At 64.1% G+C, this 25,128-nt stretch carries 26 protein-coding genes; 21 read left to right on the plus strand and 5 right to left on the minus strand.

Annotated elements, in window-relative coordinates:
* Nucleotides 1-24: 24 nt before the first annotated feature.
* The 3 genes from ftsE to smpB are packed head-to-tail and all read left to right on the plus strand — an operon-like array spanning nt 25 to nt 2,492.
* The gene (gene ftsE / locus AC1C2Q_RS15360) at nt 25-1,044 is read left to right on the plus strand and encodes a cell division ATP-binding protein FtsE (RefSeq protein WP_495450820.1); all 1,020 of its coding nucleotides are present in this window, start codon (nt 25-27) and stop codon (nt 1,042-1,044) included.
* Nucleotides 1,041-1,958, plus strand: coding sequence for a permease-like cell division protein FtsX (gene ftsX / locus AC1C2Q_RS15365; RefSeq protein ID WP_495432103.1), 918 nt, complete (start codon nt 1,041-1,043; stop codon nt 1,956-1,958). Before ftsE ends, ftsX begins: the two co-directional genes overlap by 4 nt.
* A 57-nt stretch (nt 1,959-2,015) precedes the next feature.
* Nucleotides 2,016-2,492 (plus strand): SsrA-binding protein SmpB, encoded by a 477-nt coding sequence (smpB, locus tag AC1C2Q_RS15370; protein ID WP_495432104.1) that lies wholly within the window; start codon nt 2,016-2,018, stop codon nt 2,490-2,492.
* Nucleotides 2,493-2,494: 2 nt separating this feature from the next.
* Here the strand turns inward: smpB and AC1C2Q_RS15375 are convergent, their stop codons facing one another.
* Nucleotides 2,495-4,354 carry a S9 family peptidase gene (locus tag AC1C2Q_RS15375; protein WP_495450821.1) on the minus strand — a complete coding sequence of 620 codons (1,860 nt, stop codon included), beginning with the start codon at nt 4,352-4,354 and terminating at the stop codon, nt 2,495-2,497.
* 198 nt (nt 4,355-4,552) lie between these two features.
* Between AC1C2Q_RS15375 and AC1C2Q_RS15380 the strand changes: the two genes are divergently transcribed.
* Together AC1C2Q_RS15380 and metE are read left to right on the plus strand one after the other, a co-directional pair.
* Entirely contained in the window at nt 4,553-5,500 is a 948-nt protein-coding gene (locus tag AC1C2Q_RS15380) for a methylenetetrahydrofolate reductase (RefSeq protein WP_495450822.1), read from the plus strand.
* A 23-nt stretch (nt 5,501-5,523) separates the two neighbouring features.
* A complete protein-coding gene (metE, locus tag AC1C2Q_RS15385; RefSeq protein WP_495450823.1) occupies nt 5,524-7,839 on the plus strand; it encodes a 5-methyltetrahydropteroyltriglutamate--homocysteine S-methyltransferase in 2,316 nt (771 codons plus the stop codon).
* A gap of 123 nt (nt 7,840-7,962) precedes the next feature.
* Here metE and lexA read toward each other — a convergent pair whose 3' ends face one another.
* Complete coding sequence (gene lexA, locus AC1C2Q_RS15390) at nt 7,963-8,649, minus strand: transcriptional repressor LexA (protein WP_495432108.1); 687 nt, start codon at nt 8,647-8,649, stop codon at nt 7,963-7,965.
* A gap of 263 nt (nt 8,650-8,912) precedes the next feature.
* On the opposite strand from lexA, the gene AC1C2Q_RS15395 reads away from it, so the two are divergent.
* From AC1C2Q_RS15395 to hisH, 4 genes are read left to right on the plus strand one after another with little or no spacing between them, the layout of a single operon-like run.
* Nucleotides 8,913-9,287, plus strand: a complete 375-nt coding sequence (locus tag AC1C2Q_RS15395) for a LysM peptidoglycan-binding domain-containing protein (protein WP_495432109.1) — start codon at nt 8,913-8,915, stop codon at nt 9,285-9,287.
* A 13-nt stretch (nt 9,288-9,300) separates the two neighbouring features.
* Complete coding sequence (locus tag AC1C2Q_RS15400) at nt 9,301-10,395, plus strand: histidinol-phosphate transaminase (RefSeq protein ID WP_495450824.1); 1,095 nt, start codon at nt 9,301-9,303, stop codon at nt 10,393-10,395.
* Nucleotides 10,392-10,997 carry an imidazoleglycerol-phosphate dehydratase HisB gene (hisB, locus tag AC1C2Q_RS15405; RefSeq protein WP_495432111.1) on the plus strand — a complete coding sequence of 202 codons (606 nt, stop codon included), beginning with the start codon at nt 10,392-10,394 and terminating at the stop codon, nt 10,995-10,997. Before AC1C2Q_RS15400 ends, hisB begins: the two co-directional genes overlap by 4 nt.
* The gene (gene hisH / locus AC1C2Q_RS15410; protein ID WP_495432113.1) at nt 10,994-11,629 is read left to right on the plus strand and encodes an imidazole glycerol phosphate synthase subunit HisH; all 636 of its coding nucleotides are present in this window, start codon (nt 10,994-10,996) and stop codon (nt 11,627-11,629) included. Before hisB ends, hisH begins: the two co-directional genes overlap by 4 nt.
* A gap of 36 nt (nt 11,630-11,665) precedes the next feature.
* Here hisH and AC1C2Q_RS15415 read toward each other — a convergent pair whose 3' ends face one another.
* A complete protein-coding gene (locus AC1C2Q_RS15415) occupies nt 11,666-12,838 on the minus strand; it encodes a MinD/ParA family ATP-binding protein (protein WP_495450825.1) in 1,173 nt (390 codons plus the stop codon).
* A gap of 162 nt (nt 12,839-13,000) precedes the next feature.
* Here AC1C2Q_RS15415 and priA point away from each other — a divergent pair, with 162 nt between their 5' ends.
* Nucleotides 13,001-13,747: a bifunctional 1-(5-phosphoribosyl)-5-((5-phosphoribosylamino)methylideneamino)imidazole-4-carboxamide isomerase/phosphoribosylanthranilate isomerase PriA gene (priA, locus tag AC1C2Q_RS15420; protein WP_495432117.1), complete on the plus strand. Its 747-nt coding sequence runs from the start codon at nt 13,001-13,003 to the stop codon at nt 13,745-13,747.
* Nucleotides 13,731-14,570 (plus strand): SseB family protein, encoded by an 840-nt coding sequence (locus AC1C2Q_RS15425; RefSeq protein ID WP_495450826.1) that lies wholly within the window; start codon nt 13,731-13,733, stop codon nt 14,568-14,570. The genes priA and AC1C2Q_RS15425 overlap by 17 nt, the downstream gene beginning before the upstream one ends.
* 23 nt (nt 14,571-14,593) lie before the next feature.
* Here AC1C2Q_RS15425 and AC1C2Q_RS15430 read toward each other — a convergent pair whose 3' ends face one another.
* Complete coding sequence (locus tag AC1C2Q_RS15430; protein ID WP_495432183.1) at nt 14,594-14,980, minus strand: DUF1844 domain-containing protein; 387 nt, start codon at nt 14,978-14,980, stop codon at nt 14,594-14,596.
* 241 nt (nt 14,981-15,221) lie between these two features.
* On the opposite strand from AC1C2Q_RS15430, the gene infC reads away from it, so the two are divergent.
* From infC to rplT, 3 genes are all read left to right on the plus strand, one after another.
* The gene (gene infC / locus AC1C2Q_RS15435; protein WP_495432119.1) at nt 15,222-15,863 is read left to right on the plus strand and encodes a translation initiation factor IF-3; all 642 of its coding nucleotides are present in this window, start codon (nt 15,222-15,224) and stop codon (nt 15,861-15,863) included.
* 73 nt (nt 15,864-15,936) lie between these two features.
* Complete coding sequence (gene rpmI, locus AC1C2Q_RS15440) at nt 15,937-16,131, plus strand: 50S ribosomal protein L35 (protein WP_439280486.1); 195 nt, start codon at nt 15,937-15,939, stop codon at nt 16,129-16,131.
* 33 nt (nt 16,132-16,164) lie between these two features.
* Nucleotides 16,165-16,551, plus strand: coding sequence for a 50S ribosomal protein L20 (gene rplT / locus AC1C2Q_RS15445; protein ID WP_495432120.1), 387 nt, complete (start codon nt 16,165-16,167; stop codon nt 16,549-16,551).
* A 54-nt stretch (nt 16,552-16,605) separates the two neighbouring features.
* On the opposite strand, the gene AC1C2Q_RS15450 is transcribed toward rplT, so the two are convergent.
* Nucleotides 16,606-17,028 carry a ribosomal maturation YjgA family protein gene (locus AC1C2Q_RS15450; RefSeq protein WP_495450827.1) on the minus strand — a complete coding sequence of 141 codons (423 nt, stop codon included), beginning with the start codon at nt 17,026-17,028 and terminating at the stop codon, nt 16,606-16,608.
* 96 nt (nt 17,029-17,124) lie between these two features.
* Between AC1C2Q_RS15450 and AC1C2Q_RS15455 the strand changes: the two genes are divergently transcribed.
* The 7 genes from AC1C2Q_RS15455 to pheT all read left to right on the plus strand — a co-directional run bounded on the left by AC1C2Q_RS15455 (nt 17,125) and on the right by pheT (nt 24,974).
* Nucleotides 17,125-17,937 carry a TrmH family RNA methyltransferase gene (locus AC1C2Q_RS15455; RefSeq protein WP_495432122.1) on the plus strand — a complete coding sequence of 271 codons (813 nt, stop codon included), beginning with the start codon at nt 17,125-17,127 and terminating at the stop codon, nt 17,935-17,937.
* A 102-nt stretch (nt 17,938-18,039) separates the two neighbouring features.
* The gene (locus tag AC1C2Q_RS15460) at nt 18,040-18,789 is read left to right on the plus strand and encodes an amino acid ABC transporter ATP-binding protein (protein ID WP_495432123.1); all 750 of its coding nucleotides are present in this window, start codon (nt 18,040-18,042) and stop codon (nt 18,787-18,789) included.
* 35 nt (nt 18,790-18,824) lie between these two features.
* On the plus strand, nt 18,825-19,733 hold the full coding sequence (locus AC1C2Q_RS15465; protein ID WP_495432124.1) for a glutamate ABC transporter substrate-binding protein: 909 nt from the start codon (nt 18,825-18,827) through the stop codon (nt 19,731-19,733).
* Between the two features lie 60 nt (nt 19,734-19,793).
* Nucleotides 19,794-20,450, plus strand: coding sequence for an amino acid ABC transporter permease (locus AC1C2Q_RS15470; RefSeq protein ID WP_495432126.1), 657 nt, complete (start codon nt 19,794-19,796; stop codon nt 20,448-20,450).
* Nucleotides 20,447-21,358: an amino acid ABC transporter permease gene (locus AC1C2Q_RS15475; RefSeq protein WP_495432128.1), complete on the plus strand. Its 912-nt coding sequence runs from the start codon at nt 20,447-20,449 to the stop codon at nt 21,356-21,358. The genes AC1C2Q_RS15470 and AC1C2Q_RS15475 overlap by 4 nt, the downstream gene beginning before the upstream one ends.
* Nucleotides 21,359-21,435: 77 nt before the next feature.
* Nucleotides 21,436-22,476, plus strand: coding sequence for a phenylalanine--tRNA ligase subunit alpha (gene pheS, locus AC1C2Q_RS15480; RefSeq protein WP_495450828.1), 1,041 nt, complete (start codon nt 21,436-21,438; stop codon nt 22,474-22,476).
* Nucleotides 22,476-24,974: a phenylalanine--tRNA ligase subunit beta gene (gene pheT, locus AC1C2Q_RS15485; RefSeq protein ID WP_495450829.1), complete on the plus strand. Its 2,499-nt coding sequence runs from the start codon at nt 22,476-22,478 to the stop codon at nt 24,972-24,974. The genes pheS and pheT overlap by 1 nt, the downstream gene beginning before the upstream one ends.
* Nucleotides 24,975-25,128: the final 154 nt, after the last annotated feature.

Here is a 25,128-nt window from a genome sequence, read left to right on the forward strand (position 1 = left end):
ACGCGCGCTTAGGCTCGTAACGCCATGATTCGGTTCGAGAACGTCACTAAGCGCTACCGCGGGACGAAGCGACCGGCCCTTGCCGGGGTCGACTTCGAAGTCCAGCGGGGCGAATTCATCTTCCTTGTCGGAGCATCAGGTTCGGGTAAATCCACCTGTCTCAGACTCATCTTGCGTGAGGATGTCCCCACCACCGGCCGTGTCGCGGTCCTCGGACGCGACCTGCGTTCGCTTGCGAACGGCAAGGTGCCGTACTTCCGTCGTCACATCGGCTCGGTCTTTCAAGACTTCCGTCTGCTGTCGTCCAAGACGGTGTTCCAGAACGTTGCCTTTACTCTGCAGGTCACTGGGTCGTCGCGTGGATTCATCCACCAGGCAGTGCCGGAAGCACTCGCCCTGGTCGGGCTTGAGGGCAAAGAGAAGCGGATGCCTCATGAGCTGTCCGGCGGTGAGCAGCAGCGCGTGGCGATCGCTCGTGCGTTGGTCAACCGTCCGCAGATTCTGCTCGCGGATGAACCGACCGGAAACCTTGACCCTGCGACCTCGGTCGACATCATGCAGCTGCTCGCTCGGATCAACGCCGGCGGCACCACGGTCGTGATGGCCACGCACGAGGCAGCGTTCGTAGATCAGATGCAGCGCCGCGTGATCGAGCTCCGCGACGGTGAGATGGTGCGCGACGAGGTGCGCGGTGGCTACGGCGACCGCTCGATGATTCCGCAGCTGGGCCCTGAGGAGCAGCGTGGCGCAGCGACGACCGCTGCGCGCACCGCGATGCAGGAGGTACAGCGCGAGACCGAGGGGCTTGAACCACTCACCGCCGAATTGATCGCGTCGATGAGGGCAGCAGGCAACGCTCCGGCAGTCGCTCCTCAGGATGTTCCTGCCCCGACGCAGTCCCCAGCAACGCCAGCCCCGGCCCAGGTCGGCCCGCGGACGCACCCGATGGTGCTGCCGGAGGTTGACGTCGCCGAGCTCGGCGTCGCCGACCGCCTTGGCCTGTCGGATACCGACGATGACGAGGAAGTAGGGCCGACCTCGTGAGAGTGGGACTTATCCTCATGGAGGCCCTCGGGGGCCTGAGGCGCAACATCTCGATGGTGATCTCCGTCGTGCTCGTGACCTTCGTCTCGCTGACGTTCGTCGGCGCAGCGATCCTCATGCAAGGTCAGATCAGTACGATGCGCGGGTACTGGACCGAGCGTGCGCAGGTCTCGGTCTCGATGTGCTCGCCGGTCTCGGGCGGTCAGGAGACCTGCCTGGATGGCGCCGCCACCGAAGAGCAGGTCAACCAGGTGCGTATAGAACTGGCCGGCGATGCTCTCGGGGCGCTCATCAGTAGCGTGCGCTTCGAAGACAAGGCCGAGGCGTATGCCAACCTCACTGAACTGCTCGGCGAAGAGCAGGCGAGCGTGCTCACCGAGGAGCAGATGTCGGAGAGCTTCTACATCACCCTCAAGGACCCCAGCCAATCGCAAGTGATCGTCGAGGCGTTCGCAGGAATCAACGGCGTCGAAGAGGTGCGTGACCAGCTGCAGTACCTCGATCCGCTGTTCTCGGCACTCACTGTCGCGACCTATATTGCGGTGGGCATCGCGGTGCTGATGCTGATTGCTGCCATCTTGCTCATTGCGACAACGATTCGTCTTTCTGCCTATGCTCGCCGCAAAGAGATCGGGATCATGCGGCTGGTGGGCGCATCGAACAGGTTCATCCAGACGCCGTTCATCCTGGAGGGCGTGTTCGCGGCCTTCCTTGGGTCGGCTCTTGCCAGCGCCGCAGTCATCGCCGGAATGCATTTCGGCGTGAACGGCTATCTGAAGGGTCGTGTGCCTTTCATCACGACATGGGTGTCGATGCAGGATGCCGTGCTCGTGGTGCCGGTGCTCATCGGCATCGGCGTGCTGTTGGCCGCGCTCTCGGCGGGCTTCGCGATCCGTCGTTGGCTGCGCACCTGATATAGGCTGAGGGGCTGGCCACAGAAAGAGCTGGCCACCGAAAGAAGAGGAACCATCATGCCCAGGGAACGCGGGGAGAAGGTCATCGCGACCAATCGTCGCGCACGTCACGACTACAACATCGAAAAGTCGTACGAGGCGGGAATGGTGCTCTCCGGCACCGAAGTGAAGTCGCTCCGGCAGGGTCGTGCGAACCTCTCCGACGGCTACGCCTTCATCAAAGGCCACGAGCTCTTCCTCGATTCCGTGCACATCCCGGAGTACTCGCAGGGCCACTGGACGAACCACTCCGCCAAGCGCATCCGCAAGCTGCTGATGCACCGCGACGAGATCGACAAGCTGGAACACGCGGTCTCCGCCGGCGGCTACACGCTCGTCCCCATGAAGCTGTACTTCTTGGATGGCCGCGCCAAGGTCGAGATCGCGCTGGCCAAGGGCAAGCGCGAGTTTGACAAGCGTCAGACTCTGCGCGAGCGTCAGGACACTCGCGAGGCAGAGCGCGCAATGCGGCTGCGCAACCGCACGGGCGAGTAGCCCTACAGCTTCGGGTCGAACCGGAACACCCTGCCGAGGAACGTCAGTTCACGTTCCAGGGCGTCGATGATGGTTTCTGCGCGTCGGAAGCCGTGTCCTTCTCCTGGGTACAGCACGTACTCGTGGTCGACGCCGCGTGCAGCGAGAGCATCGCGGATCGCCTCGGACTGCGACGGCGGAACGACGCGATCGTCCGCACCCTGCAACAGCAGCACCGGCACGTCGATGTCGTCGACATGAGTGAGTGGCGAGCGCTCGATGTACACCTGCTCGGCCTCGGGTAGCGGGCCCACCAGGCCGTCGAGGTAGTACTTCTCGAAGTCGTGGGTGTCCTGTGCGAGCATCCGCAGATCGGTGACGCCATAGCGGCTGATTCCGGCGGCGAACACGCCACCGCGCACGAGCGCTGAGAGCACCGTCCATCCGCCCGCCGAGCCACCGCGGATCGCGATGCGCGCAGGGTCGGCCTTGCCAGCCTCGGCAAGGCCACGCGCGGCGGCGAGCACGTCGTCGACCTCGGCGATACCCCACTGCCCGTCGAGGCGCTCGCGGTAGGCGCGGCCGTAGCCGGTGGAGCCGCCGTAGTTCACATCCAGCACGCCGATCCCTCGGCTCGTATAGTACGCGATGGCTGTGGATGCTCCGCCTGACACGTGCGCGGTGGGGCCGCCATGCACGAACACGATGTACGGCGGCAGTTCGCCAGCGGGTGCATCGGCGTTCGGGTTCGCCGGCGGATAGTCGAATGCGTGCACAGGTCCGTTGGCCCCATCGAATGTGACACGCGTGGCCGGAGGCATCCATTCTTCATCGACAGGTATGCCTCCGCGGACGCGTTCGACCGCGCCGGAATCGACATCTACGCACCACAGCCCGGCATTGACGCCCGCGCCCCCACCGGAAAGCAGCACACGGACGCCCGCGGTATCGTCGACGCTCACGTGTGCGGTAGCCGGCACATCGAGGCGCTTCTCCGATCCATCGGGCTCGATCAGGACGATCTCATCTGAGCCGTTGGTGCGCACGGCGACGATACGGCCGTCCGATAGCGGTTGGTACCAGCGATTGCCCAGCACCCACAAGCCGTACCCTGTGTCGGCATCGGCTGGCGCGATGGAGTCTGGGCCGGAGGTGCGCTCCAGGCCGTCGAGGGTGATCCGCTGCAACTGCCAGCGTCCGGTGGGATCATCGGCGTAGGTGAGTTCGGTGTCACTGATCCATTCGGGTTGCAGTGCGGCGCGTGTGGGGGTGCTGGCAAACGTGTCGCCCCCGAGCTGGGCGACGTGCAGCTGGGCCAGCTGCCATGGCATGTGGTGGTCGCTCCACTGCACCCATGCGATGCGCGTGCCGTCGGGGGAGAGGGCAGGATGTGCGACGAACCCGGAGGTCGCAATGATCTGCTGAACGTCGCTGCCGTCGGTCGGGATCTCGACGATCGCGCGGCGGTGCCGATCGTCGGTGAGGTCCTCGCGTACCGCGAAGAGGCGACCGTGCTGCAGTCGTAGGCCGCCGTGGTTCGGGCCAATGCCGTTCGGCCCAACGGGCGTGAGTGGCTGCGGCGAGCCGCCCCGGAGCATCCGGTACACCCTCTGGTCGTTCGCATCGACGAAGAACAACGTGCCGTCGGTATCCGCGGTCCATGCGCCGCCACCGTACTCGTGCACCCGCGAACGAGCGTTCCATGGCTCAGGCAGCAGCACATTGCCGTTCGAGCTGCGCACTGTGACACGCGCACCTTCGGCCGGCACCGACTCGCCCCACCAGATCTCATCGCCGACGAACCGCGCACCGTCTATACGGGGCGCGGATGAGGCGATATCGACTGCGCGAAATGGAGAAGGCCAGGTACCGTACGGCTGCATGCTTCGACCCTATGCGGTGACGTTCTGACACACGGCGTCACACACTGTGCGCGAGGTGGCATGAGTGCCATAAGTTTCTGGAAACGGCCGGTTTATCCGGACGTGGAGCGACAGCCGAGCCCGGCACCCGCCCGCGAACGATCCAGTGTCTGGGGTCGTCCGCGGCTGCCCTGCCCACTCTGTCACCCCAGGAGAATGATGTCTTCCGAGTCTTTGACGCTCGGGACCCCACGTGTCCCTTTCTCCTTCGAGCTCTACCCGCCGCGTTCGGCTTCGAGCGACGAGGCGCTGCGCGAGACGGTCCGTCAGCTAGCGGCGGCGGGGCCTGAATTCATCTCCGTCACGTACGGCGCCGGCGGCTCCACTGGTGGACGCTCACTCGACGTGCTGCGCTTCATCCGCGAGAACACCGACGTCGAGCCGCTCGCGCACCTGACATGCGTCGGCAATACCTATGCGGGTGCGGCTGCGCTCATTCGTGAATTCCTGGATGCTGGCATCCTCAGCTTCCTCGCCCTTCGCGGTGACCCACCCACCGGTCAGGTCGAAACCTTCCTCGGCGATCTGGAAAGTTCCGCGCAGCTCGTGCAGCTGATCGGCCGTGTGCAGGCCGAGCGTGCTCCGTACGAGGAGACGCCGATTCCTGGTTTTCCAGGGGCCGCTCGCGTCACCCGGGGGCGCGATGTCAACATCGCGGTGGCTGCCTTTCCCAAGGGGCATCCGCGCTCTGCCCACCGCACGCAGGACGTCGAGGCGTTGCTTGCCAAGCAGGCCGCCGGGGCGACTTTCGCGATCACACAGCTGTTCTTCCACGCCGACGACTACCTCGCGTTTGTCGAGCGTGCGCGGGCCGCTGGAGTCACGATCCCGATCCTTCCCGGCATCATGCCGATCACCTCGCCCGCCCGTCTGGGCCGTGTGCTCGAGCTCACCGGCGAAGACCTGCCCAGCGAACTTTCGATCGCGCTGGAGGTCGAGCCGACGGCCGAAGGTCGTCGCGAAATCGGCACCCAGTGGGCATCACGTCTGACCCGCGAGGTGGTGGCCGGCGGCGCACCAGGAGTGCATTTGTACGCGTTCAACCAACACGAAACCGTTCTCACCGTTCTCGCCGAGGCAGGCGTTCTTCCTGCCCTGCGTCACTAGATCCCTCCCCGAAAGGAAACATCATGACCGCATTCCCCCAGGGGACTATCCTCGGCTACCCGCGCATCGGCCGCCGCCGCGAGCTGAAGAAGGCCGTCGAGGCGTTCTGGGCCGGCCGCTCAGACCTCGCAGCGCTGGAGCAGACTGCTGCCGAACTGCGTGCAGCGAGCCGTGAGCGCCTCGCATCCCTCGGCCTCGGCCGCACCGATTCGGCGATCCCGGAGTCGTTCTCGTACTACGACCAGGTGCACGATGCCGCCGTCACTGTCGGCGCAATCCCCACCCGCTTCGACAACCTTCGCGAGGCGGACGGCTCGATCGGGCTACCGGCGTACTTCACCATCGCGCGCGGCGAGGGCGAGCGCGCCGCACTCGAGATGACCAAGTGGTTCGACTCGAACTACCACTACCTCGTTCCCGAGATCGGCCCTGAGACGACGTTCTCGCTGTCCAGCGACCGCGTCGTGCGTCAGGTCGAAGAGGCTGTCGCCGCCGGGTTCGTCACGCGCCCCGTCGTCGTCGGCCCTGTCACCCTGCTGGCGCTGGCGAAGGCATCGGATGCCGCGCCCGAGGGCTTCGACCCGCTGTCGCGTCTCGATGACCTTGTCCCCGTCTACGTCGAGCTGCTTGCTCGTCTGAAGGCCGCTGGCGCAGAGTGGGTGCAGCTGGATGAGCCGGCGCTCGTCAGCGAGTCACTTCCCGCGTCCGCTGAGCAGTTGGCGGATGCCGCGGCACGCGCGCTGGCAATCATCGGTGGTGCGACTGAGCGTCCGTCAATCCTCGTTGCGGCTCCGTACGCGTCGTTGGACGCCACGTTCGCCGTGCTGGCCGCGGCTCCCATCGAGGCCATCGCGGTCGACCTCGTGCGCGGCAGCGTCCCGACGGCGGTCGAGGGGCTTTCCGACAAGGTGCTCGTCGGCGGAGTGATCGACGGTCACAACATTTGGCGCGGCGACCTCGCCGCCGCGTTCGAAACGCTGGAGGCGCTGGGGTCGCTCGGTGCGGCTCAGGTCGCGGCATCCACCTCTACCTCGCTGCTGCACGTCCCACACGACGTGACCGACGAGTCGCAGCTCGACGAGCGCCTCGCCAGCTGGCTCGCATTCGCCGACCAGAAGGTCGAGCAGGTCGTCGCCCTTGCTCGTGGCCTCGGCTCGGGCCGTAAGGCGATCCAGGCAGAGCTGGATGCGGCATCCGCGGCACTCGCCGACCGCAGCAACGCACCAGGTGTGCGTGATGGTTCTGTGCGCTCGCGTGCACTTGCCGACGGCGATTTTTCGCGCGTCTCGTATGCCGAGCGTGAAGCGGCTCAGGAAACGGCACTCGGACTGCCAGTGCTGCCGCTCACCACGATCGGCTCATTCCCGCAGACCGGCGACATCCGCCGTGCCCGCGCTCAGTACATTCGTGGCGAGCTGTCGCAGGATGACTACGACGAGTTCCTTCGCCGCGAGGTGGACACCGTCATCGAACTGCAAGAAGATCTGGGTCTTGATGTGCTCGTGCACGGCGAACCAGAGCGCAACGACATGGTGCAGTACTTCGCCGAGAACCTCGACGGTTTCTCGGTGACGGAGAACGGCTGGGTGCAGTCATACGGCTCGCGCGCCACGCGCCCGTCGATCCTGTGGGGCGATGTCTCACGTCCTGCTCCGATCACGGTCGGATGGTCGACCTACGCGCAGTCCAAGACCGCCAAGCACATGAAGGGCATGCTCACTGGGCCCGTGACGATCCTCGCGTGGTCGTTCGTGCGTGATGACCAGCCGCTGGGAGAGACGGCGAACCAGGTCGCCCTCGCGTTGCGCGATGAGATCACGGATCTCGAGGCTGCCGGCATCGCCATCATCCAGGTCGACGAGCCCGCGCTGCGCGAGTTGCTGCCGCTGAAGAAGGCCGACCAGCCTGCGTACCTGGAGTGGTCGGTGGGTTCCTTCCGCTTGTCCACGGGTGGAGCGGCAGCCGCAACGCAGGTGCACACCCACCTGTGTTACTCGGAATTCGGCGTCGTCATCGACGCGATCCGTGCACTGGATGCCGACGTGACCTCGATCGAGGCAGCGCGTAGCCGCATGGACGTCGTAACGGACATCGCAGAGGTCGGCTTCGACCACGGCATCGGACCTGGCGTCTACGACATTCACTCGCCGCGCGTTCCCACGGTCGAGGAGATCGAGTCGCTTCTGCGTCGTGCAGTCGATGAGATCCCGACGCGTCAGCTCTGGGTGAACCCGGACTGCGGACTGAAGACCCGCGGCTACGACGAGACCACAGAGTCGCTGCGCAACATCGTCGAAGCCACCCGTCGCGTGCGCGAAGACATCTCAGTCACGGTCTGACCCTCTGGCGGCGCTGGGCGCTGCGCGCTGGGCGCCGCCGAGAACGCACAAACCGTCCTTCCCGAAGCATGGGAAGGACGGTTTCTGTGTTCTCGATGTGCGTACGTATGTATGGGTGTTCGGTCAGACAGCCCGCAGCACAGCAACGACCTTGCCGAGCACCGTGGCGTCATCGCCGAGGATGGGCTCGAAGGCGGAGTTGCGAGGCAGCAGCCAGGTGTGGCCATCGCGCTGGCGGAACGTCTTCACCGTGGCTTCGCCATCAAGCATCGCCGCTACGATCTCACCGTTTTCTGCGGTGTTCTGCGTACGGATAACGACCCAGTCGCCGTCGCAGATCGCCGCGTCGATCATCGACTCGCCAGTGACCTTGAGCATGAACAGATCGCCCTTGCCGACGAGTTGACGGGGGAGAGGGAAGATCTCTTCGACCTGCTGCTCCGCCGTGATCGGGACGCCGGCTGCGATCTGACCGACCAACGGCACCATGGCTGCGTCGCCCACGGGAGTGCTGGAATCGGCAGGGTTCTCACCGCTGGAGCCCGGCAGATCGATCAGCACCTCCATTGCACGTGTCTTGCCAGGATCGCGTCGTAGATAACCGCTGAGCTCGAGCTGACCCAGCTGATGCGTCACGCTCGATAGCGACTTGAGGTTCACGGCATCGCCGATCTCGCGCATGCTCGGCGGGTAGCCGTGCGTGGCGATGGAAGTCTGAATGACCTCGAGAATCGCCATCTGCTTCGGGCTGAGGCTTTTACGCCGGCGAGTGCGCGGAGCCTCTGGGTCGGGTGCGGAGATGTCGCTCATGGGTGCTCCTTTGTACGCGATTCCGGTGCGGCTCTTCGAATGTCTGAGGTCCGTGATGAGGTGTGTCTATCGAAACCGTATCCGAGAAACACCTTGATTAGGAAGATCTGTTCGAGCGTGTCGGTGATTTCAGCGGTTCGGTTTCGAATAATTCTTGACAGATGTTCGAATTCGAAGATACATTCGGTACGTAGCTTCGCATTCACTGCTCCCGGCCGAGTGATGAATGCGAACGCTACGCCAAAGACGCAGAGGAGAATCCCATGAGCACCATCAGTATCACCGCAGGCGCCGCTGTTTCGACTGGCACCACGCGGCCTCGAATGACGCGGCTGCGAATGACAACTCGTGGGCGTCGCGTGTTGCTTGCCGTTGCGGCACTCCCGCTGGCTGCGGGTATCGGCTTCGCAGCGATCAGCGGCGGCTCGGCCATCGCATCGGGCGAATCGGCGAGCACGGTAACCTTCGACACTGTGACGGTCCTGCCTGGTGACACGCTGTGGTCGATCGCAGAGTCGCTCGCACCGTCGACTGACCCGCGCACCGTGATTGGTGATATCGAACGGCTCAATGTCCTCAGCAACGGTTCGCTCCAGGTCGGCCAGCAGTTGGCCATTCCTGCGCAGTACAGCAACTGATCTCACCGTTAACATGGGGAGGGTGACTTCTTCACTTGGCGACTTACCCCTCCGCGACGATCTTCGTGGGCTTACCCCCTATGGTGCTCCGCAGGTTCCACTTCCTGTCGCGCTGAACGTGAATGAGAACACTCATCCCGTTCCGGACGAGGTGGCCAGCGACATCCTCGATGACATCGCCGTCGCACTGCGCGATGTGAACCGATACCCCGACCGTGAGTTCACTGCCCTCCGCGAAGGCTTCGCCCGCTATCTCGGGCACGGTCTCGACGCATCGCAGATCTGGGCGGGCAACGGATCCAACGAGGTGCTGCAGCACATCCTGCAGGCATTCGCAGGCCCGGCGCGCACCGCCTACGGGTTTGCTCCCACCTACTCGATGTACCCGCTTCTTGCGCAGGGCACGGGCGCACGGTGGCAGGTCGGCGCTCGTCAGCCGGACTACACGATCACTGCCGATGACGCTGCTGCCCAGGTCAGAGAGGCAGCCCCCGATGTCGTCATGCTGTGTAGGCCGAACAACCCGACGGGCACGCCGCTCGGCATCGATGTCATCGAGGCCGTCTACGAAGCTGCACCGGGTGTCGTGGTTGTCGATGAGGCCTACTGGGAGTTCGCACCACGAGACGCCGTCTCTGCTTTGACTCTCCTCGAGGGGCGTCCGCGTCTCGCGGTGTCGCGCACGATGAGTAAAGCGTTCGCGTTCGCGGGTGCCAGAGTTGGCTACCTCGCAGCAGACCCAGCGTTTATCGATGCGCTGCGGCTGGTGCGTCTGCCGTATCACCTGAGTGCGCTCACGCAGGCTGCGGCCGTCGCGGCTCTCCGCAACTCGTCCACGATGCTGGCGATGGTCGACGACATCGTCGAGCAGCGCGATCGCATCACAGCGACGCTGGAAGCGCTCGGTTACCTGCCACACGAATCGTGGTCGAACTTCGTTCTGTTCGGGGGAGTGGCTGATCCGCAGGCCACCTTCCAGGCTCTGTATGATCGCGGGGTTCTGGTGCGCGATGTCGGAATCCCGAACCACCTGCGGGTCACGGCCGGTACTGAGTCCGAGACCACGGCATTCCTCGATGCGCTGGCCTCGATAGAATCAGATTCATGAGCGCTTCTCGTACCGCGACCCGTACCCGCAGCACATCTGAGTCGACAGTTGAACTCCAGGTGAACCTCGACGGCACTGGGCAGAGTCACATCGATACCTCGGTGCCGTTCTTCGACCACATGCTTACGGCTTTCGCGAAGCACTCGCTCACCGACCTGACCGTGCGTGCCTCGGGTGACACAAACATCGATGCTCACCACACTGTGGAAGACATCTCGATCGTGCTCGGCCAGGCGATCGGCGAGGCACTCGGCGACAAGGCCGGGATCTCTCGCTACGGTGATGCCCTGGTGCCGCTCGATGAGGCGCTCGCGCAAGCAGTGGTCGACATCAGCGGTCGTCCGTACCTTGTGCACACTGGTGAGCCCGCAGGGTTTGAACACCACCTCATCGGCGGGCACTTTACTGGCTCGCTCGTTCGCCACGTCTTCGAGGCGATCACCTTCAACGCCGCGCTCACCGTGCACGTGCGTGTATTGGGCGGTCGCGACCCACACCACATCGCCGAGGCAGAGTTCAAGGCCTTTGCGAGAGCGTTCCGCCAGGCCAAGGCTCTTGACCCTCTGGTGATTGGCATCCCATCCACTAAGGGTGCGCTGTGACCCGCACTCCCACTGTCGCGGTCTACGACTACGGGTCCGGCAACGTCCACTCTGCGGTCAAGGCACTGATCGCTGCGGGCGCCGACGCGAAGCTCACTGGCGATCGCACGGAGGCGTACGAAGCAGACGGGCTGTTCGTGCCCGGTGTCGGTGCGTTCGCTGCTGTACGCGAGGCATTGATCGCCAAGGGTGGTGACCAGATCATCGATCGACGGTTGTCCGGTGGGCGACCGGTGCTCGGCGTATGCGTCGGCATGCAGGTGCTGTTCTCTCACGGTGTCGAGCGCGGACAGAATGTCGAAGGCCTCGGCGAGTGGCCAGGAACCGTGACAGAACTCGACGCGCCGGTACTGCCGCACATGGGCTGGAACACGGTCACACCAGACGAGGGCAGCGTGCTCTTCGACGGCATCGAAGATGAACGTTTCTACTTCGTGCACTCGTTCGCCGCGCAGCACTGGGAGCTTGATGTCATCCCGCCGTTCCCAAAGCCGAAACTGACCTGGACGACGTACGGGAATCCATTCCTCGCGGCTGTGGAAAACGGTCCACTGTCGGCTACGCAGTTCCATCCGGAGAAGTCCGGCGATGCCGGCATCCGCCTGCTGAAGAACTGGGTTCAGAGCCTCTGATGCGCCCGCGCCGTCGGCGCCGAACTTAGATTCGACTCAGAATCCGCGGGCGACCGATGCAGCGGCCGCGAGCCAGGCGCGCTGAGTGTGCTTGGCCAGTCCTCCATAGTGGAGATGGCCATCTACCATTTCGTGGTCGAAGGGGATAGTGACGACGTCGCGAGCGAGTGATTGGTACCCGTCGACGACATGATTCACATCCGCCGCTGTCGCCTTCGGATCTGCTTGCGAGACCACGACCACCGACTGCTCGGCGAGCTTTGCCGAGCGCTCATCGCGGTCTTCGAGAGCCTCGAGCAGCAATGCTCCTGCTTCGGCGTGATCGTCGCGGGTCGTCGTCGCGACGACGATCTGATCGGCGCGATCGATCATTCGGAGCCACATGGGATCGGACTCGTCGTTGCCTGAGTCGATGATGATCAGCCGATAGAACTTCGCGGCCACGGCGTGGATAGCATCCACGTCCTCGGGGTTCAGGCGGTTCTCGTGCGCAAGCCTGATCGGCTTGGAACGCAGAACGTCATACTTCTCGCGGGGCTGGTGGTGCACGAAGTGCGCCAGATCTGCCGACTGTGCTCCGGTGCCGAGCAGTCGCTCCGCTTCGGGCAGCATCTCCAGCAGTGTGCGATCATGCGCGCCGGTCTCGGTCCGCCAGCCGAGCGTTCCGCGCGTCTGGTTGTTGTCCCAGGCGAGAACACCAGCGCCGCCGTAGCGTGCGAACACCGCGGAGAGGAGGATTGTCGTCGGAGTCTTGCCCGCTCCGCCCTTGCCGTTGACCACCGCGATCGTCCGCGGACCCGGCCAGTGCTGACTCACCGACAGCTCATCGTCTCGCGACGACTGCTCGGCCGCGCTGGGGGACAATTTGAGGCCCAGCTTGTTCAAGGTGCCGCGGGCGCCCTGGCGAGCGGGTTCTTCCGGTCGATCGGTCTGCAGGAACGATTGCCGTTCGCGTGCCTCGCGCTGCTGCTTTCGCGAGGACTGCTCTGCTTCCGGAGCGGGCGCGTCGATTTGGTCGGCGATGTTGCCGTTCCTGCGATACTGCGGCATCGAGTCTGCGTCCGCGTCTGCGTCTGAACGGCGCCGTGATGGAGCCGACGGAACGGCAGAACCCAACAGCGGAACCGACTGGATGACTGGATGCTCGCCGCCGTTCGCTCGCGCGATCTCTGCGCGCGTGGGCGTGGCGAATTCAGGTGAATCAGACATTTCCTGTGAGCCTAGCGTCCCGACCTGATGTTCTTCTCTGTCGACCGGGAGGCCACGCCACGTCGCCATATGAGTCGACTCGCATTTGAGGAGCGCCCGACCGCGGGGTACCCTCAGTTCTCGTGCCCGTCTACGGCGCCCTTCGCCCCACCCGAGGATGACATGAACGACTTCGCGTCCACACCCAAGCTCACACTTCTTCCCGCAGTCGACGTTGCCGGTGGCAAGGCCGTCCGTCTGACGCAGGGCGAGGCCGGCACTGAGACCAGCTACGGCGATCCGCTGGATGCAGCGGGTGAGTGGGTTGATCAGGGTGCCGAGTGGATCCACCTTGTCGACCTTGATGCCGCCTTCGGTCGTGGAAACAACACCGCGATCATTCGCAAGGTCATCAAGCAGTTCCGCGGCGTGAACATCGAGCTGTCCGGCGGTATCCGCGATGACGCCAGCATCGAGGCGGCGCTGGAGAGCGGGGCGACTCGCATCAACCTCGGCACGGCCGCACTAGAGAACCCAGAGTGGGCAGCCGATGTGATCGGTCGTTACGGCGAGGCGGTCGCTGTCGGATTGGACGTGCGCGGCACCACGCTCGCCGCACGCGGCTGGACCAAGGAAGGCGGAGACCTCTGGGAGGTGCTCGAGCGCCTCGAAGACGCAGGCTGCAGTCGCTACGTCGTCACCGACGTCACGAAGGACGGCACGCTGCGCGGCCCGAACCTCGAACTTCTGCGCGAAGTCACCTCGCGTACCCCGAAGCCCGTTGTCGCCTCCGGTGGCGTTTCCAGCCTCGATGACATCGCCGCTCTCCGCGAACTCGTGCACCTCGGTGTCGAGGGTGCGATCGTGGGCAAGGCGCTCTACGCCGGCGCGTTCACGCTGGCAGAGGCACTGGATGTCGCAGGGGACTGACGACGCCGGCGAACACGACGGCGGCGATTCAACGTCTCCAGACGGAGCAGGTGCTTCAGCGCCTCTAGGTGGAGCCGGCGATTCAGCGGGCGTCCCGTGGGAAGGCCGTAGCTTCGAGTCGAACTCGCGCGCAGGGGACGACGGCTCCGCCGACCCCGCACTGCTCTCAGCCCTGCTGCGCTTTCGCGCGGGAGAGGGCAGTCAGACCGAGGTCATTGACGCGTTCCGCTCGGCAAGGGTTCTGATTCCCCTCATCGCTGAGAAGGGCGAAGAAGGTGTCGCGCCCAGTGGCCTCGCCGTAGACAAAACGCAGGAGCTGTCGATCGTGACGGTCGCCGCCCCTGACGGTCGGACGGTGCAGCCGGTGTTCTCGTCTGTCACCGCAATGCAGAAGTGGGATGCCACGGCGCGGCCGATCCCGGTCGAGGCAGTACGCGCGGCTCTGGCTGCGTCATCGGAGCAGACCGATCTCATCGTCTTGGACCCGACGTCGGAGACCGAGTTCGTGATCCGTCGCCCCGCCGTGTGGGCCATCGCGCAGGGGCACGCCTGGGAGCCGAGTTTTCTGTCACCCGAGGTGTTCACCGGGCTTCAGGAGAGCATCGCCCACGAGCTTGCGGTGATCGATGTTGCGGTGGCGCCAGGAGACCCCGAAGCGCGGCTACACGGCGCCGAGCTGATCGTGATCCTCGAGCTCATCGATGGGCTCGAGCGCGAAGTTCTGGATGCCGTGCTGGCACGCCTCGCACAACGCTGGGCCGCCGACGATCGCATCGCCGTCCTTGCCGACTCGTTGACCGTCAAGCTCCGCCGCAGCGCATAGCGCTCCGGCGGAGCCAACCGAGACTAGTTGACCGGTCCGGTCCACTTCTCGCCTGGTCCCTTGCCGATCGGGTCGGGGATGACGGATGCTTCGCGGAATGCGAGCTGCAGTGAGCGCAGTCCGTCGCGCAGCGAGCGGGCGTGCATGTCGCTGATCTCCGGGGCACCGGCAGTGATGAGCCCGGCGAGGGCGTTGATCAGCTTGCGGGCCTCGTCGAGGTCGAGTTCGTGGTCCGGGTCATCTGCGAGGCCTGTTTTGACTGCTGCTGCACTCATGAGGTGCACGGCCGCGGTGGTGATCACCTCGATGGCGGGCACATCCGCAATGTCTCGGGTGGCCGCTGCTGCGGCGTCTTCCTGTTGCTGCCAGCGCTCGTGGCGCTCGTCGTGGCCATCACTCTGAACCGGAATCGTCACTATGCCTTGCCTTCTGTTAGACTTTGTCGGGCTTCAGAGCTGTACGCTCTGAAACGAAAGAGGATTCACTTCCCACCCGCGCTTGCCGTTCCAGGCTACCGGGTCTTGCACTCCACCGGCTCACGTCGGCAGATCGGACACAGTCTGATGTTAAGGGTGCGGAGCCGGCGTCTGGATGCCGGTGGGTGGGAGACGATTCTGATTTCGCCCGTGACGCAGACTGCGTCACGGTGGCTTGATCCCATCGTCTAAGGAGTTCCGCATCAGCGATCCCCGTACCAATGAGCGCATTCGCGTCCCCGAGGTCCGCCTCGTCGGCCCCGCGGGTGAACAAATCGGCGTCGTCCGCATCGAGGCAGCGCTGCGCCTTGCGCAGGAAGCCGATCTTGACCTCGTCGAGGTTGCCCCCAACTCGAAGCCACCCGTGGTCAAGATCATGGATTTTGGCAAGTTCAAGTACGAGGCCGCCCAGAAGGCGAAGGAAGCTCGTCGCAACCAGGCGAACACGATCCTCAAGGAAGTCCGTTTCCGACTGAAGATCGAAGCTCACGACTACACGACCAAGCTCAAGCGCGCTGAGGGCTTCCTCAAGGCCGGAGACAAGGTCAAGGCCATGATTCTGTTCCGCGGCCGCGAGCAGCAGCGACCGGAGCAGGGTGTTCGACTGCTCCGCAAGTTCGCGGAGGACGTCGCCGAACTCGGCACTGTCGAGTCAAACCCGACAATTGACGGTCGCAACATGGTCATGGTCGTGGCACCACTGAAGAACAAGTCCGACGCGAAGGCCGAGCAGAACGCACAGCGCGACGCGCAGCGCGCCGCCAACAAGCATTCCGCCCATGAGACGGATGAGCCGGCTGAAGCAACCGCGGAGTAATTCCCGCCCCCACGCTCCCGCACCGCGGGTTTGACACCGTCGCCTGAGAAGGCGCCATACGAAGGAAGAGAAGATGCCGAAGCAGAAGACCCACTCGGGTGCTAAGAAGCGCTTCAAGATCACCGGCAGCGGCAAGCTGAAGAAGCAGCAGGCCGGGATGCGCCACAACCTCGAGCACAAGTCGAGCCGTCGCACCCGTCGCCTGAACCAGGACCAGCTGCTGTCGAAGGCTGACACCAAGACCGCGAAGAAGCTTCTCGGCCGCTGACGCGTCCGATCGCAGGAATAGGAACACAGGAAAATGGCAAGAGTCAAGCGGGCGGTAAACGCCCACAAGAAGCGTCGCGTCATCCTTGAGCGCGCCTCCGGCTACCGCGGTCAGCGTTCGCGCCTCTACCGCAAGGCCAAAGAGCAGGTTATTCACTCCCTGGTCTACTCGTACCGCGACCGCCGCAAGCGCAAGGGCGACTTCCGCCGTCTCTGGATCCAGCGCATCAACGCCGCTGCTCGCCAGAACGGCATGACGTACAACCGTTTCATCCAGGGCCTCGGTCTTGCTGGCGTCCAGGTGGACCGTCGCATGCTCGCTGAGCTCGCGGTGAACGAGCCGGCCACGTTCGTCTCGCTCGTCGAGACGGCCAAGAAGGCTCTGCCTTCGGATGTCAACGCTCCGAGGTCGGCTGCGTAAGCATCTTTCACGAAACGGGCGCTTCCCTCAGGGGAAGCGCCCGTTTCTGCGTTATCAGCGCGTCTGACGGCGTGCGCTGCGGCCTGCGATGCGCGAGATGGCGATATCCAACAACATCACCGCGATGACGGCGAACGCGTACACAAGGAGGTCGCGATGATCGAAGGATGCTCCGAACACGAGCGCGGCCGGTGGGAAATCCTCGGCGATGGTTGACGGCACGGCCGTGAGTTGCAGGAGCTCAATGCTGGTGCAGAAGATGATCGCGAGCGCTGCGGGCACGGTTCTCGGCGCGCGGGGCATCAGCAGGGCGAGAACGAGGTAGATCAGCACGGCGTACAGTGCGTCGCCCACGATGTCGCCTCGGATGCCGGTGCCGAACCGATGCACGAGGAGACCCGTGCAAAGAGTCAGCACAGCGGCCGACGCGACGATGAGACAGCGCCGCATCGACGAGCGTTGAGCGGCAGGTGACACGCGGAAACTCTAATCCGGCAGCCTGCGTGGTAGCCGAACGAAGACTGGCCGCTGGCAGTGTGCGCGTGAGCGGTCCGGTGTCCCTAAACTGGGAGCGTGCTCGAGAATCCCCGGTCCCCCCGTGTACGAGCCGTCGCGAAGCTGACCAAGCGCGGCGCGCGTACGGAAACTGGACTTTTCCTTCTGGAAGGGCCGCAGGCCGTTCGTGAGGCTCTTGCGTACCAACCCGAGTCGATCATCGAACTCTTCGCGACGCACAACGGATGGGAGAAACACCCTGATCTGCGTGCTGCTGCCGCCGAGCACAACGTCGAGGTCGAGTACGTCACCGAGTACGTGCTCAACGCCATGGCTGACACCGTCACGCCTCAGGGGGTGGTCGCTGTCGTACAGCAGACCCCGACGTCTGTGCGCGACGTGTTCGCGGCATCCCCCCGTCTCGTCGCGATCTGCGAGGAAATACGAGACCCCGGAAACCTCGGCACGATCATTCGCGCTGCGGATGCCGCGGGAGCGGATGCTGTGGTGCTGACCGGCCGCACGGTCGACCCATACAATCCCAAGGTCGTGCGCGCTACTACCGGGTCACTGTTTCACCTGCCGATCTCGGTCGGCGGTGCACTTGAAGACGTCGTGCAGCGCGCTCATGCGGCGGGGCTCTTGGTTTTAGCGGCCGATGTGAAGGGCGATGACCTGCTGCAGGCACGCGCTGATGGCGTGCTCGCCCAGCCCACGGCCTGGCTGTTCGGTAACGAGGCCCATGGTCTTGAGGAATCTGCTCTGGAGTTGGCAGATCACGTGCTCAAACTGCCGATCTTCGGACGCGCAGAGTCACTCAATCTCGCGACCGCCGCGAGCGTCTGCCTGTACGAAAGTGCCTTCGCCCAGCGGGCCGCGGACGGTCACTGACAGTCCTACTTCTCCTCGTGGGTTGTTTCGTGTCGGTTACAACTCGATAACCCGCCGACATGGATGCTGGTTCCCACGCCTCTGTACTCCTAGTGTGGGGACATGACCGAGACTGGTGCACCCCTTGTCGTGGTGGATAACGTTCAAAAGCATTACGGCGAGTTCCAGGCGCTGACCGATATCAACCTCACCGTCAACAAGGGCGAGGTCGTGGTCGTGATCGGGCCGTCCGGCTCTGGTAAGTCGACGCTCTGCCGTACGATCAATCGCCTCGAGACGATCACGAGCGGCACGATCAGCATCGACGGCAAGCCGCTTCCTGCAGAGGGCAAGGGACTGGCGAACCTTCGTGCCGACGTCGGCATGGTCTTCCAATCGTTCAACCTGTTCGCGCACCTCACGATCCTCGAGAATGTGACGCTGGGCCCGATCAAGGTGCGAGGTCTCAAGAAGGCGGATGCCGACAAGGAAGCAATGCAGCTTCTCGAGCGCGTCGGCGTTGCACAACAGGCCTCGAAGCTTCCGGCGCAGTTGTCAGGCGGGCAGCAGCAGCGTGTTGCGATCGCCAGGGCGCTGGCGATGCGCCCGAAGGTGATGCTCTTCGATGAGCCCACTAGCGCCCTCGACCCCGAGATGATCAACGAGGTGCTCGACGTCATGGTCGGCCTCGCCAAGGACGGCATGACGATGATCGTCGTCACGCACGAGATGGGCTTCGCGCGCAAGGCCGCCAACAGAGTGGTCTTCATGGCGGACGGACAGATCGTCGAAGAGGCGACTCCCGAGGAATTCTTCCTGCACCCGAAGAGTGACCGCGCGAAGGACTTTCTGTCCAAGCTCCTCACCCACTGACCTTTTCCGTACACACAGCACACAAGGAGACGCTCATGCGACGCACACGGACATTGGCAGGAATCGGAATCGCGGCAGTTGCACTGCTCGCACTGACTGCCTGTAACAGCGGCACACCCAGCACGCCCGGTGGCGGCGACGCTGATGGAGACGCCGGCGAAGAGCCATCGACCTGGTTCGAGGTGGCAACCGACGTGACGCTCGAGGGTAGCCCCACCTTCGACGCGATGGTCGAGCGGGACGGCGTGGTCGTCGGAGTGAAGGAAGACCAGCCTGGGCTCGGGTTCCTCGATGTCACGACTGGCGAGCGAAGTGGCTTCGACATCGACATCGCCCGCTGGATCGCGGCATCACTCGGCTTTGATGAGGAGCAGATCGAGTTCAAGCCGATCGCCTCGGCGAACCGCGAGCAGTCGATCGTGAACGGTGACATCGACTACTACGTCGGTACCTACTCGATCAACGACAAGCGCAAAGAGCTCATTGACTTCGCTGGCCCATACTTCATCACCGGACAGGGCCTCCTCGTCGCGACCGACACCGAAGGCATCGAGACGCTCGAGGATCTGAGTGGCAAGACCGTCTGTTCTGCTACCGGCTCAACGCCGATCCAGAACATCAAGGCGAACTTCCCGGACATCAAGACGCAGGAGTACGACCTGTATTCCGCGTGTGTCGAGGATCTCCTCAACGGCAAGGTCGACGCTGTCACAACAGACCAGGCCATCCTGATCGGCTATGCCGCGCAGTACCCGGATGAGATCAAGGTCGTCGGCGATCTCTTCACGGAGGAGCGCTACGGTGTTGGCCTCACTAAGGGAGACACCGTGCTTCAGGAGCACATCAACACACTCTTCACTGATGGTGGCGACATCTGGCAGGCGATCTTCGACGAGAACCTCGGTTCCTCGGGCATCGAGGTCGAGCAGCCCACCGTCGACTGATTGACCCAGGGGGCGGCCTATGAGGGCCGTCCCCTCCTGATTTCAGAAGGGGAGGACGGCATGGACGTCATCTTCGGCAACCTCGACCTGTGGGGCGAAGCGATCGGCAATACGCTGCTCGTGTTCTTCATCGGCGGGATCATCGCCCTCGTGCTGGGCATCATCGTCGGCGCGATGCGCGTGTCGCCGGTGCCGATCGCGCGCTCAGTTGGCACGGTGTATGTGAACCTCGTGCGAAACACGCCGTTGACTCTTGTCTTCTTCTTCTTCGTGTTCGGGTATCCGCAATTGGGCCTCCCAGAGCTTTCCAACACGGTCCTCGGCATCCTCGCGATCGGTATCTACACCGCCACCTACGTTGCAGAGGTGCTCCGCGCCGGTATCAACACGGTGCCTGTCGGTCAGGCCGAGGCAGCTCGGGCGATCGGCCTCCCGTTCGGGCAGGTAATGACGAACGTCATCCTCCCGCAGGCCTTCCGCTCTGTGGTGCCACCCATGATGAGCGTCTTCATCGCGCTGTTGAAGAACACCACAGTGGCGGCAGGATTCTCCATCGCAGAACTCGGTGCACTGCGCGCCACCGTCAACGACGCAGCCGACCGGCCAGGAAACCCGATGGAGGTCCTGCTGTGGGTCGCCGTGCTTTTCGTGGCATTGGTCATGCTGCTCAGCTGGCTTCAGCGATATCTCGAGAACCGATGGAGGATCATCCGATGACTTCCGTACTGTACGACGTCCCCGGACCCAAGGCGATCCTGCGCAATCGTCTTCTGGCGGTCGTCACGATCATCGTGGTACTTGCTGCGATCGGCTTCGTCATCTACCGCATGGTCGTTACCGGTCAGTTCTCCGCGCAGAAGTGGTACGTCTTCACGTTCTCCAACGTGTGGACGGGCATTTTCAAGGCGCTGGGGAACACTCTTGCAGCGTTCGCGCTCGCTGCGGTGCTCAGTATCGTGCTTGGCTTCACCCTCGCGATCGGACGGCTTTCCGAGCACGCCTGGGTGCGCGTTCCCGTCACGGTGATTACTGAACTCTTCCGGGCCGTTCCCGTTCTCGTGTTCATGATGCTGCTCTACTTTGGGTTGCCTGTGATCGGAATCAAGATGGATCCGTACTGGGCCGTCGTGATCGCGTTGATGATGTACAACGGTTCCGTGCTCGCAGAGGTGCTTCGCGCTGGCATCGAATCGCTACCCCGCGGTCAGAAGGAGGCCGGTTACGCGATCGGGCTGCGCAAGAGCGGCGTCATGCGCTTGGTCCTGCTGCCGCAGGCGATTCGAGCGATGCTGCCAGTGATCGTGGCGCAGCTCGTCGTGACGATGAAGGACACCGCCCTCGGATTCATCATCACCTACCCCGAACTGTTGTACTACGCCAAGCAGCTCACGTCTCAGCAGGGGCGCCCGATTCTGCAGTCGGCATTCGTGATCGGTGGCATTTACATCCTCATGTGTCTGATCCTTGCCGGAATCGCGAAGTGGGTCGAGATTCGTACTCGGCGCTCGCCGAAGGTCAAGGCACTCCAGGCGGATGCCGCGGCACTCATGCACGACGGGACCGACACCGAGCTCATCACCTTGCAAAGGGGCACGGGGAAACCCGACTCCGGTCTGGGTCTTTGACCCAGCCTCGTCCGCTCTGACCGTCGCGGCGGATGCCCGTAGGGGAGGACCAGCGACCGCCGGTAGACTCATGTCTCGTGTCAGATGCTCCAGAGATCACGCCCGAGGCGGTGGAATCCGCCGTCGCTGCCGCACTCGCTGCGATCGGTGCCGCTGCCAATACCACCGAGCTGAAAGCGGCTCGCGCCGCGCACGTCGCTGAGGGGTCGCCGCTGGCGGTGCTGAATGCTTCGATGCGCCAGGTAGCGCCCGAGCACAAAGCCACCTTCGGCAAGCTCGTCGGCCAAGGCCGGGGTCAGGTGACCAAGGCTCTCGCCTCGAAAGAAGGCGAGCTAGCCGAGGCCGAGACTGCCGAACGGCTGGAGGCGGAGCGCGTCGATATCACCGCTGTCTCCTCGCGCACACGCGTCGGAGCGCGGCATCCGCTCATGCAGTTGCAGGATGACATCTCCGACATCTTCGTCAGCATGGGCTGGGAGGTCGCGGAAGGACCGGAGCTCGAGCACGAGTGGTTCAACTTCGACGCGCTGAACTTCGATGTCGACCACCCCGCGCGTCAGATGCAGGACACTTTTTTCGTCGATCCGGTTGATCGTCATCTGGTCATGCGCACGCACACGAGCCCTGTGCAGGTGCGTTCGATGCTCGACCGTGAGGTGCCGATCTATGTGCTCTGCCCTGGACGGGTTTACCGCACAGACGAGTTCGACGCCACGCACCTGCCGGTGTTCACACAGGTCGAAGGCCTGGTCGTAGACAAGGGCATCACGATGGCCCATCTCAAGGGCACGCTCGATCATCTCGCCAAGCAGCTGTTCGGAGAGGATGCGAAGACCCGTCTTCGCACGAACTTCTTCCCGTTCACCGAACCCTCTGCCGAGTTTGATCTGTGGCACCCGACGTTCAAGGGCGGCGCCCGCTGGATCGAGTGGGGTGGTTGCGGCATGGTCAACCCCAATGTGCTGCGCGCGGCGGGAATTGACCCAGAGATCTACAGCGGCTTCGCATTCGGCATCGGCGTCGAGCGCGCGCTGATGTTCCGCAGCGATGTACAAGACATGCGCGACATGGCCGAGGGCGATGTCCGTTTCAGCGAACAGTTCGGGATGGTGGTGTGATGCGCGTCCCGCTTTCGTGGTTGCGTGAGTACGTGGATGTGGCAGCGGATGCCACCCCTGAAGATGTCCTCGAGGCGCTGGTGTCGGTCGGCTTCGAAGAGGAGGAGATCCACGGTTTCGAGATCTCCGGTCCCGTCGTCGTCGGTCAGGTGCTCTCCTTCGAAGAAGAGCCGCAGTCCAACGGCAAGACGATCCGTTGGTGCCAGGTCGACGTCGGCCCCGACAACGGAGGCGTCCGCGGCATCGTCTGCGGCGCGAGCAACTTCGCCGTCGGCGACAAGATCGTCGCGACGCTGCCAGGTTCGGTGCTGCCAGGGCCGTTCCCGATCGCGGCTCGCAAGACCTACGGTCATGTTTCCGACGGGATGATCGCCTCTGCGCGCGAGCTGGGACTCGGGGATGAGCACGATGGCATCCTGATCCTGTCAACGCTGGGTGTCGACGCTCCTGTCGGCGCTGACGCGATCGAGCTTCTCGGTCTTGATGACGTCGCAGTCGAGATCAACGTCACGCCGGACCGCGGCTACGCATTCTCCATCCGCGGTGTCGCGCGTGAGTACTCCCATGCCACCGGCGCGGACTTCCGCGATCCGGCCGAGCACGAATGGTCTGACGTCGAGCCCGGTACCGGCTTCCCACTTTCGGTCGACGCAGAGCCGCTGCGCGAGAACCCTGCTGTGCAGGAGTTCGTCGTGCGCGTCGTGCGCGATGTCGATCCGTCCCGTCCGACGCCACCGTGGATGATCGCGCGGCTGTCGCTCGCCGGCATCCGGTCGCTCGGTGTGCTCATCGACATCACCAACTACGTGATGCTCGAGCTCGGTAACCCGATCCACGGCTACGATCTCGACAAGCTCTCCGGCGGCATCACCGTGCGTCGCGCGCAGCATGGCGAGACGATGAAGACGCTCGATGGCCAGGAACGCACGCTCCACGTCGAGGACCTGCTCATCACCGACGACTCGGGCCCGATCGGTCTTGCCGGCGTCATGGGCGGCGGCACGACTGAGATGGGCGATGAGACCCGCAACGTGCTCATCGAAGCTGCGATCTTCGACCCGGTCTCGATCGCGCGCAGTGCCCGTCGTCACAAGCTGCCCAGCGAAGCATCCAAGCGCTTCGAGCGTGGTGTCGACCCGCTGGTGCCTTTCGTCGCGGCTCGCCGCGTGGCCGACCTCATGGTCTCTCTCGCCGGCGGGCGCATCGATGAGGTCGGTGGGGCGCTGTTCTCTGACGTCTCCATCGATGGCATTGAGCTTCCCGCAGAGTTCGTCCCCGACCTCATCGGCGTCGACTACACCGATGAGGAGATCGTCGGCGCGCTGGAGACGATTGGCGCAGAGGTCACCGAGACCGCCGACGGCTGGCAGGTTATCCCGCCGAGCTGGCGTCCTGATCTCACCGATAAGTGGACGCTGGCCGAAGAGGTCGCGCGCATCCATGGCCTCGACCGCATCCCGTCCGTGTTGCCGACGCCGCCATCCGGTCGTGGCCTCACTGTGCTGCAGCAGGGCCGTCGTCGTGTCGCGAATGCGCTGGCCGCGGCGGGTCTCGTCGAGACGCCGTCGTTCCCGTTCACGACTGAGCAGCACAACGACCTGCACGGATCGGCATCGGGGGAGCACCTTCCGAGCATCCGTCTAGCGAACCCTCTCGATGGACAGTCGCCGTTCCTGCGCCGTTCGCTGGTTCTCGGGCTGCTTCAGATCGCGCATCGCAACATCGCGCGTGGTCTGACAGATCTTGCGATCTACGAGACCGGTCTGGTGTTCCTGCCAGAGCCGGGAGTCGTCTACGGCACCGATGAAGTGCCGCCCCTGGGGCAGCGTCCCTCGGATGCCACGCTTGCAGCGCTAAATGCCTCCATTCCGCCGCAGCACCGTCACGTGGCCGCGCTCTTCGCCGGCAATGTGTCTGCACGTCAGCCGGGTCGCGATGCCGAGCCGGCTGGGCTGTCTGATGCGCTGGATGCTGTCCGCGTGATCGCTGTTGCTGCCGGCGTTGAGATTGACGTCGTTCAGGCGCAGCGTGTGGCGCTGCATCCGGGACGCACCGGTGTGTTGAGCGTCGGTGGCACGGAAGTTGGCTACATCGGCGAACTGCACCCGGACGTCGCGGCTGACGCTGATCTTCCCGGTCGTGCTGTCGTGCTCGAGATCGATCTCGATGGCATCCTCGAGCTTGCGGGCTCTCGGGTAGTCGCCGAGTCACTGTCGACGTATCCCGCGGCAACGCAGGACGTGTCGCTCGTCGTTCCGACTGCAGTGACTGCGGGCGAACTGCGCGCCGCCCTCGTGGAGGGCGCAGGTGAACTGCTTGAATCGCTGCGTCTGGTCGATGATTACCGCGGGCAGGGAGTCGATGACGGGCAGAAGAGCCTGACATTCGCGCTGCGCTTCCGCGCCGACCGCACGCTGACTGCTGCCGAGGCCACCGAGGCGAAGCTCGCCGGTGTGGCTGTGGCGACCAAGCGATTCGGTGCGACCCTGCGCGAGTGACCCTCGTTTTGAGGTGATGAGCGCCGGTGTCCCGTGAGGGATGCCGGCGCTCTTCGTTTGCAGAACATCGGACGAGACCGGAGTCGCCAACTCGTGAAGGGTGGCGCTCGCAGCCCGCTGTGGGCCAAGATGTAGCCATGGGTTGCCCTCGCTA

This window comes from Microbacterium sp. Y356 (assembly GCF_059445355.1).

Coding starts and splice junctions, on each gene's coding strand:
- smpB (WP_495432104.1), top strand. CDS start 2,016: ATGCCCAGGGAACGCGGGGAGAAGGTCATCGCGACCAATCGTCGCGCA.
- rplT (WP_495432120.1), top strand. CDS start 16,165: ATGGCAAGAGTCAAGCGGGCGGTAAACGCCCACAAGAAGCGTCGCGTC.
- pheT (WP_495450829.1), top strand. CDS start 22,476: ATGCGCGTCCCGCTTTCGTGGTTGCGTGAGTACGTGGATGTGGCAGCG.
- AC1C2Q_RS15375 (WP_495450821.1), bottom strand. CDS start 4,354: ATGCAGCCGTACGGTACCTGGCCTTCTCCATTTCGCGCAGTCGATATC.
- hisB (WP_495432111.1), top strand. CDS start 10,392: ATGAGCGCTTCTCGTACCGCGACCCGTACCCGCAGCACATCTGAGTCG.
- ftsE (WP_495450820.1), top strand. CDS start 25: ATGATTCGGTTCGAGAACGTCACTAAGCGCTACCGCGGGACGAAGCGA.
- rpmI (WP_439280486.1), top strand. CDS start 15,937: ATGCCGAAGCAGAAGACCCACTCGGGTGCTAAGAAGCGCTTCAAGATC.
- AC1C2Q_RS15460 (WP_495432123.1), top strand. CDS start 18,040: ATGACCGAGACTGGTGCACCCCTTGTCGTGGTGGATAACGTTCAAAAG.
- AC1C2Q_RS15415 (WP_495450825.1), bottom strand. CDS start 12,838: ATGTCTGATTCACCTGAATTCGCCACGCCCACGCGCGCAGAGATCGCG.
- priA (WP_495432117.1), top strand. CDS start 13,001: ATGAACGACTTCGCGTCCACACCCAAGCTCACACTTCTTCCCGCAGTC.
- AC1C2Q_RS15465 (WP_495432124.1), top strand. CDS start 18,825: ATGCGACGCACACGGACATTGGCAGGAATCGGAATCGCGGCAGTTGCA.
- AC1C2Q_RS15395 (WP_495432109.1), top strand. CDS start 8,913: ATGAGCACCATCAGTATCACCGCAGGCGCCGCTGTTTCGACTGGCACC.
- lexA (WP_495432108.1), bottom strand. CDS start 8,649: ATGAGCGACATCTCCGCACCCGACCCAGAGGCTCCGCGCACTCGCCGG.
- AC1C2Q_RS15400 (WP_495450824.1), top strand. CDS start 9,301: ATGGGGAGGGTGACTTCTTCACTTGGCGACTTACCCCTCCGCGACGAT.
- AC1C2Q_RS15425 (WP_495450826.1), top strand. CDS start 13,731: ATGTCGCAGGGGACTGACGACGCCGGCGAACACGACGGCGGCGATTCA.
- AC1C2Q_RS15380 (WP_495450822.1), top strand. CDS start 4,553: ATGTCTTCCGAGTCTTTGACGCTCGGGACCCCACGTGTCCCTTTCTCC.
- metE (WP_495450823.1), top strand. CDS start 5,524: ATGACCGCATTCCCCCAGGGGACTATCCTCGGCTACCCGCGCATCGGC.
- AC1C2Q_RS15475 (WP_495432128.1), top strand. CDS start 20,447: ATGACTTCCGTACTGTACGACGTCCCCGGACCCAAGGCGATCCTGCGC.
- AC1C2Q_RS15470 (WP_495432126.1), top strand. CDS start 19,794: ATGGACGTCATCTTCGGCAACCTCGACCTGTGGGGCGAAGCGATCGGC.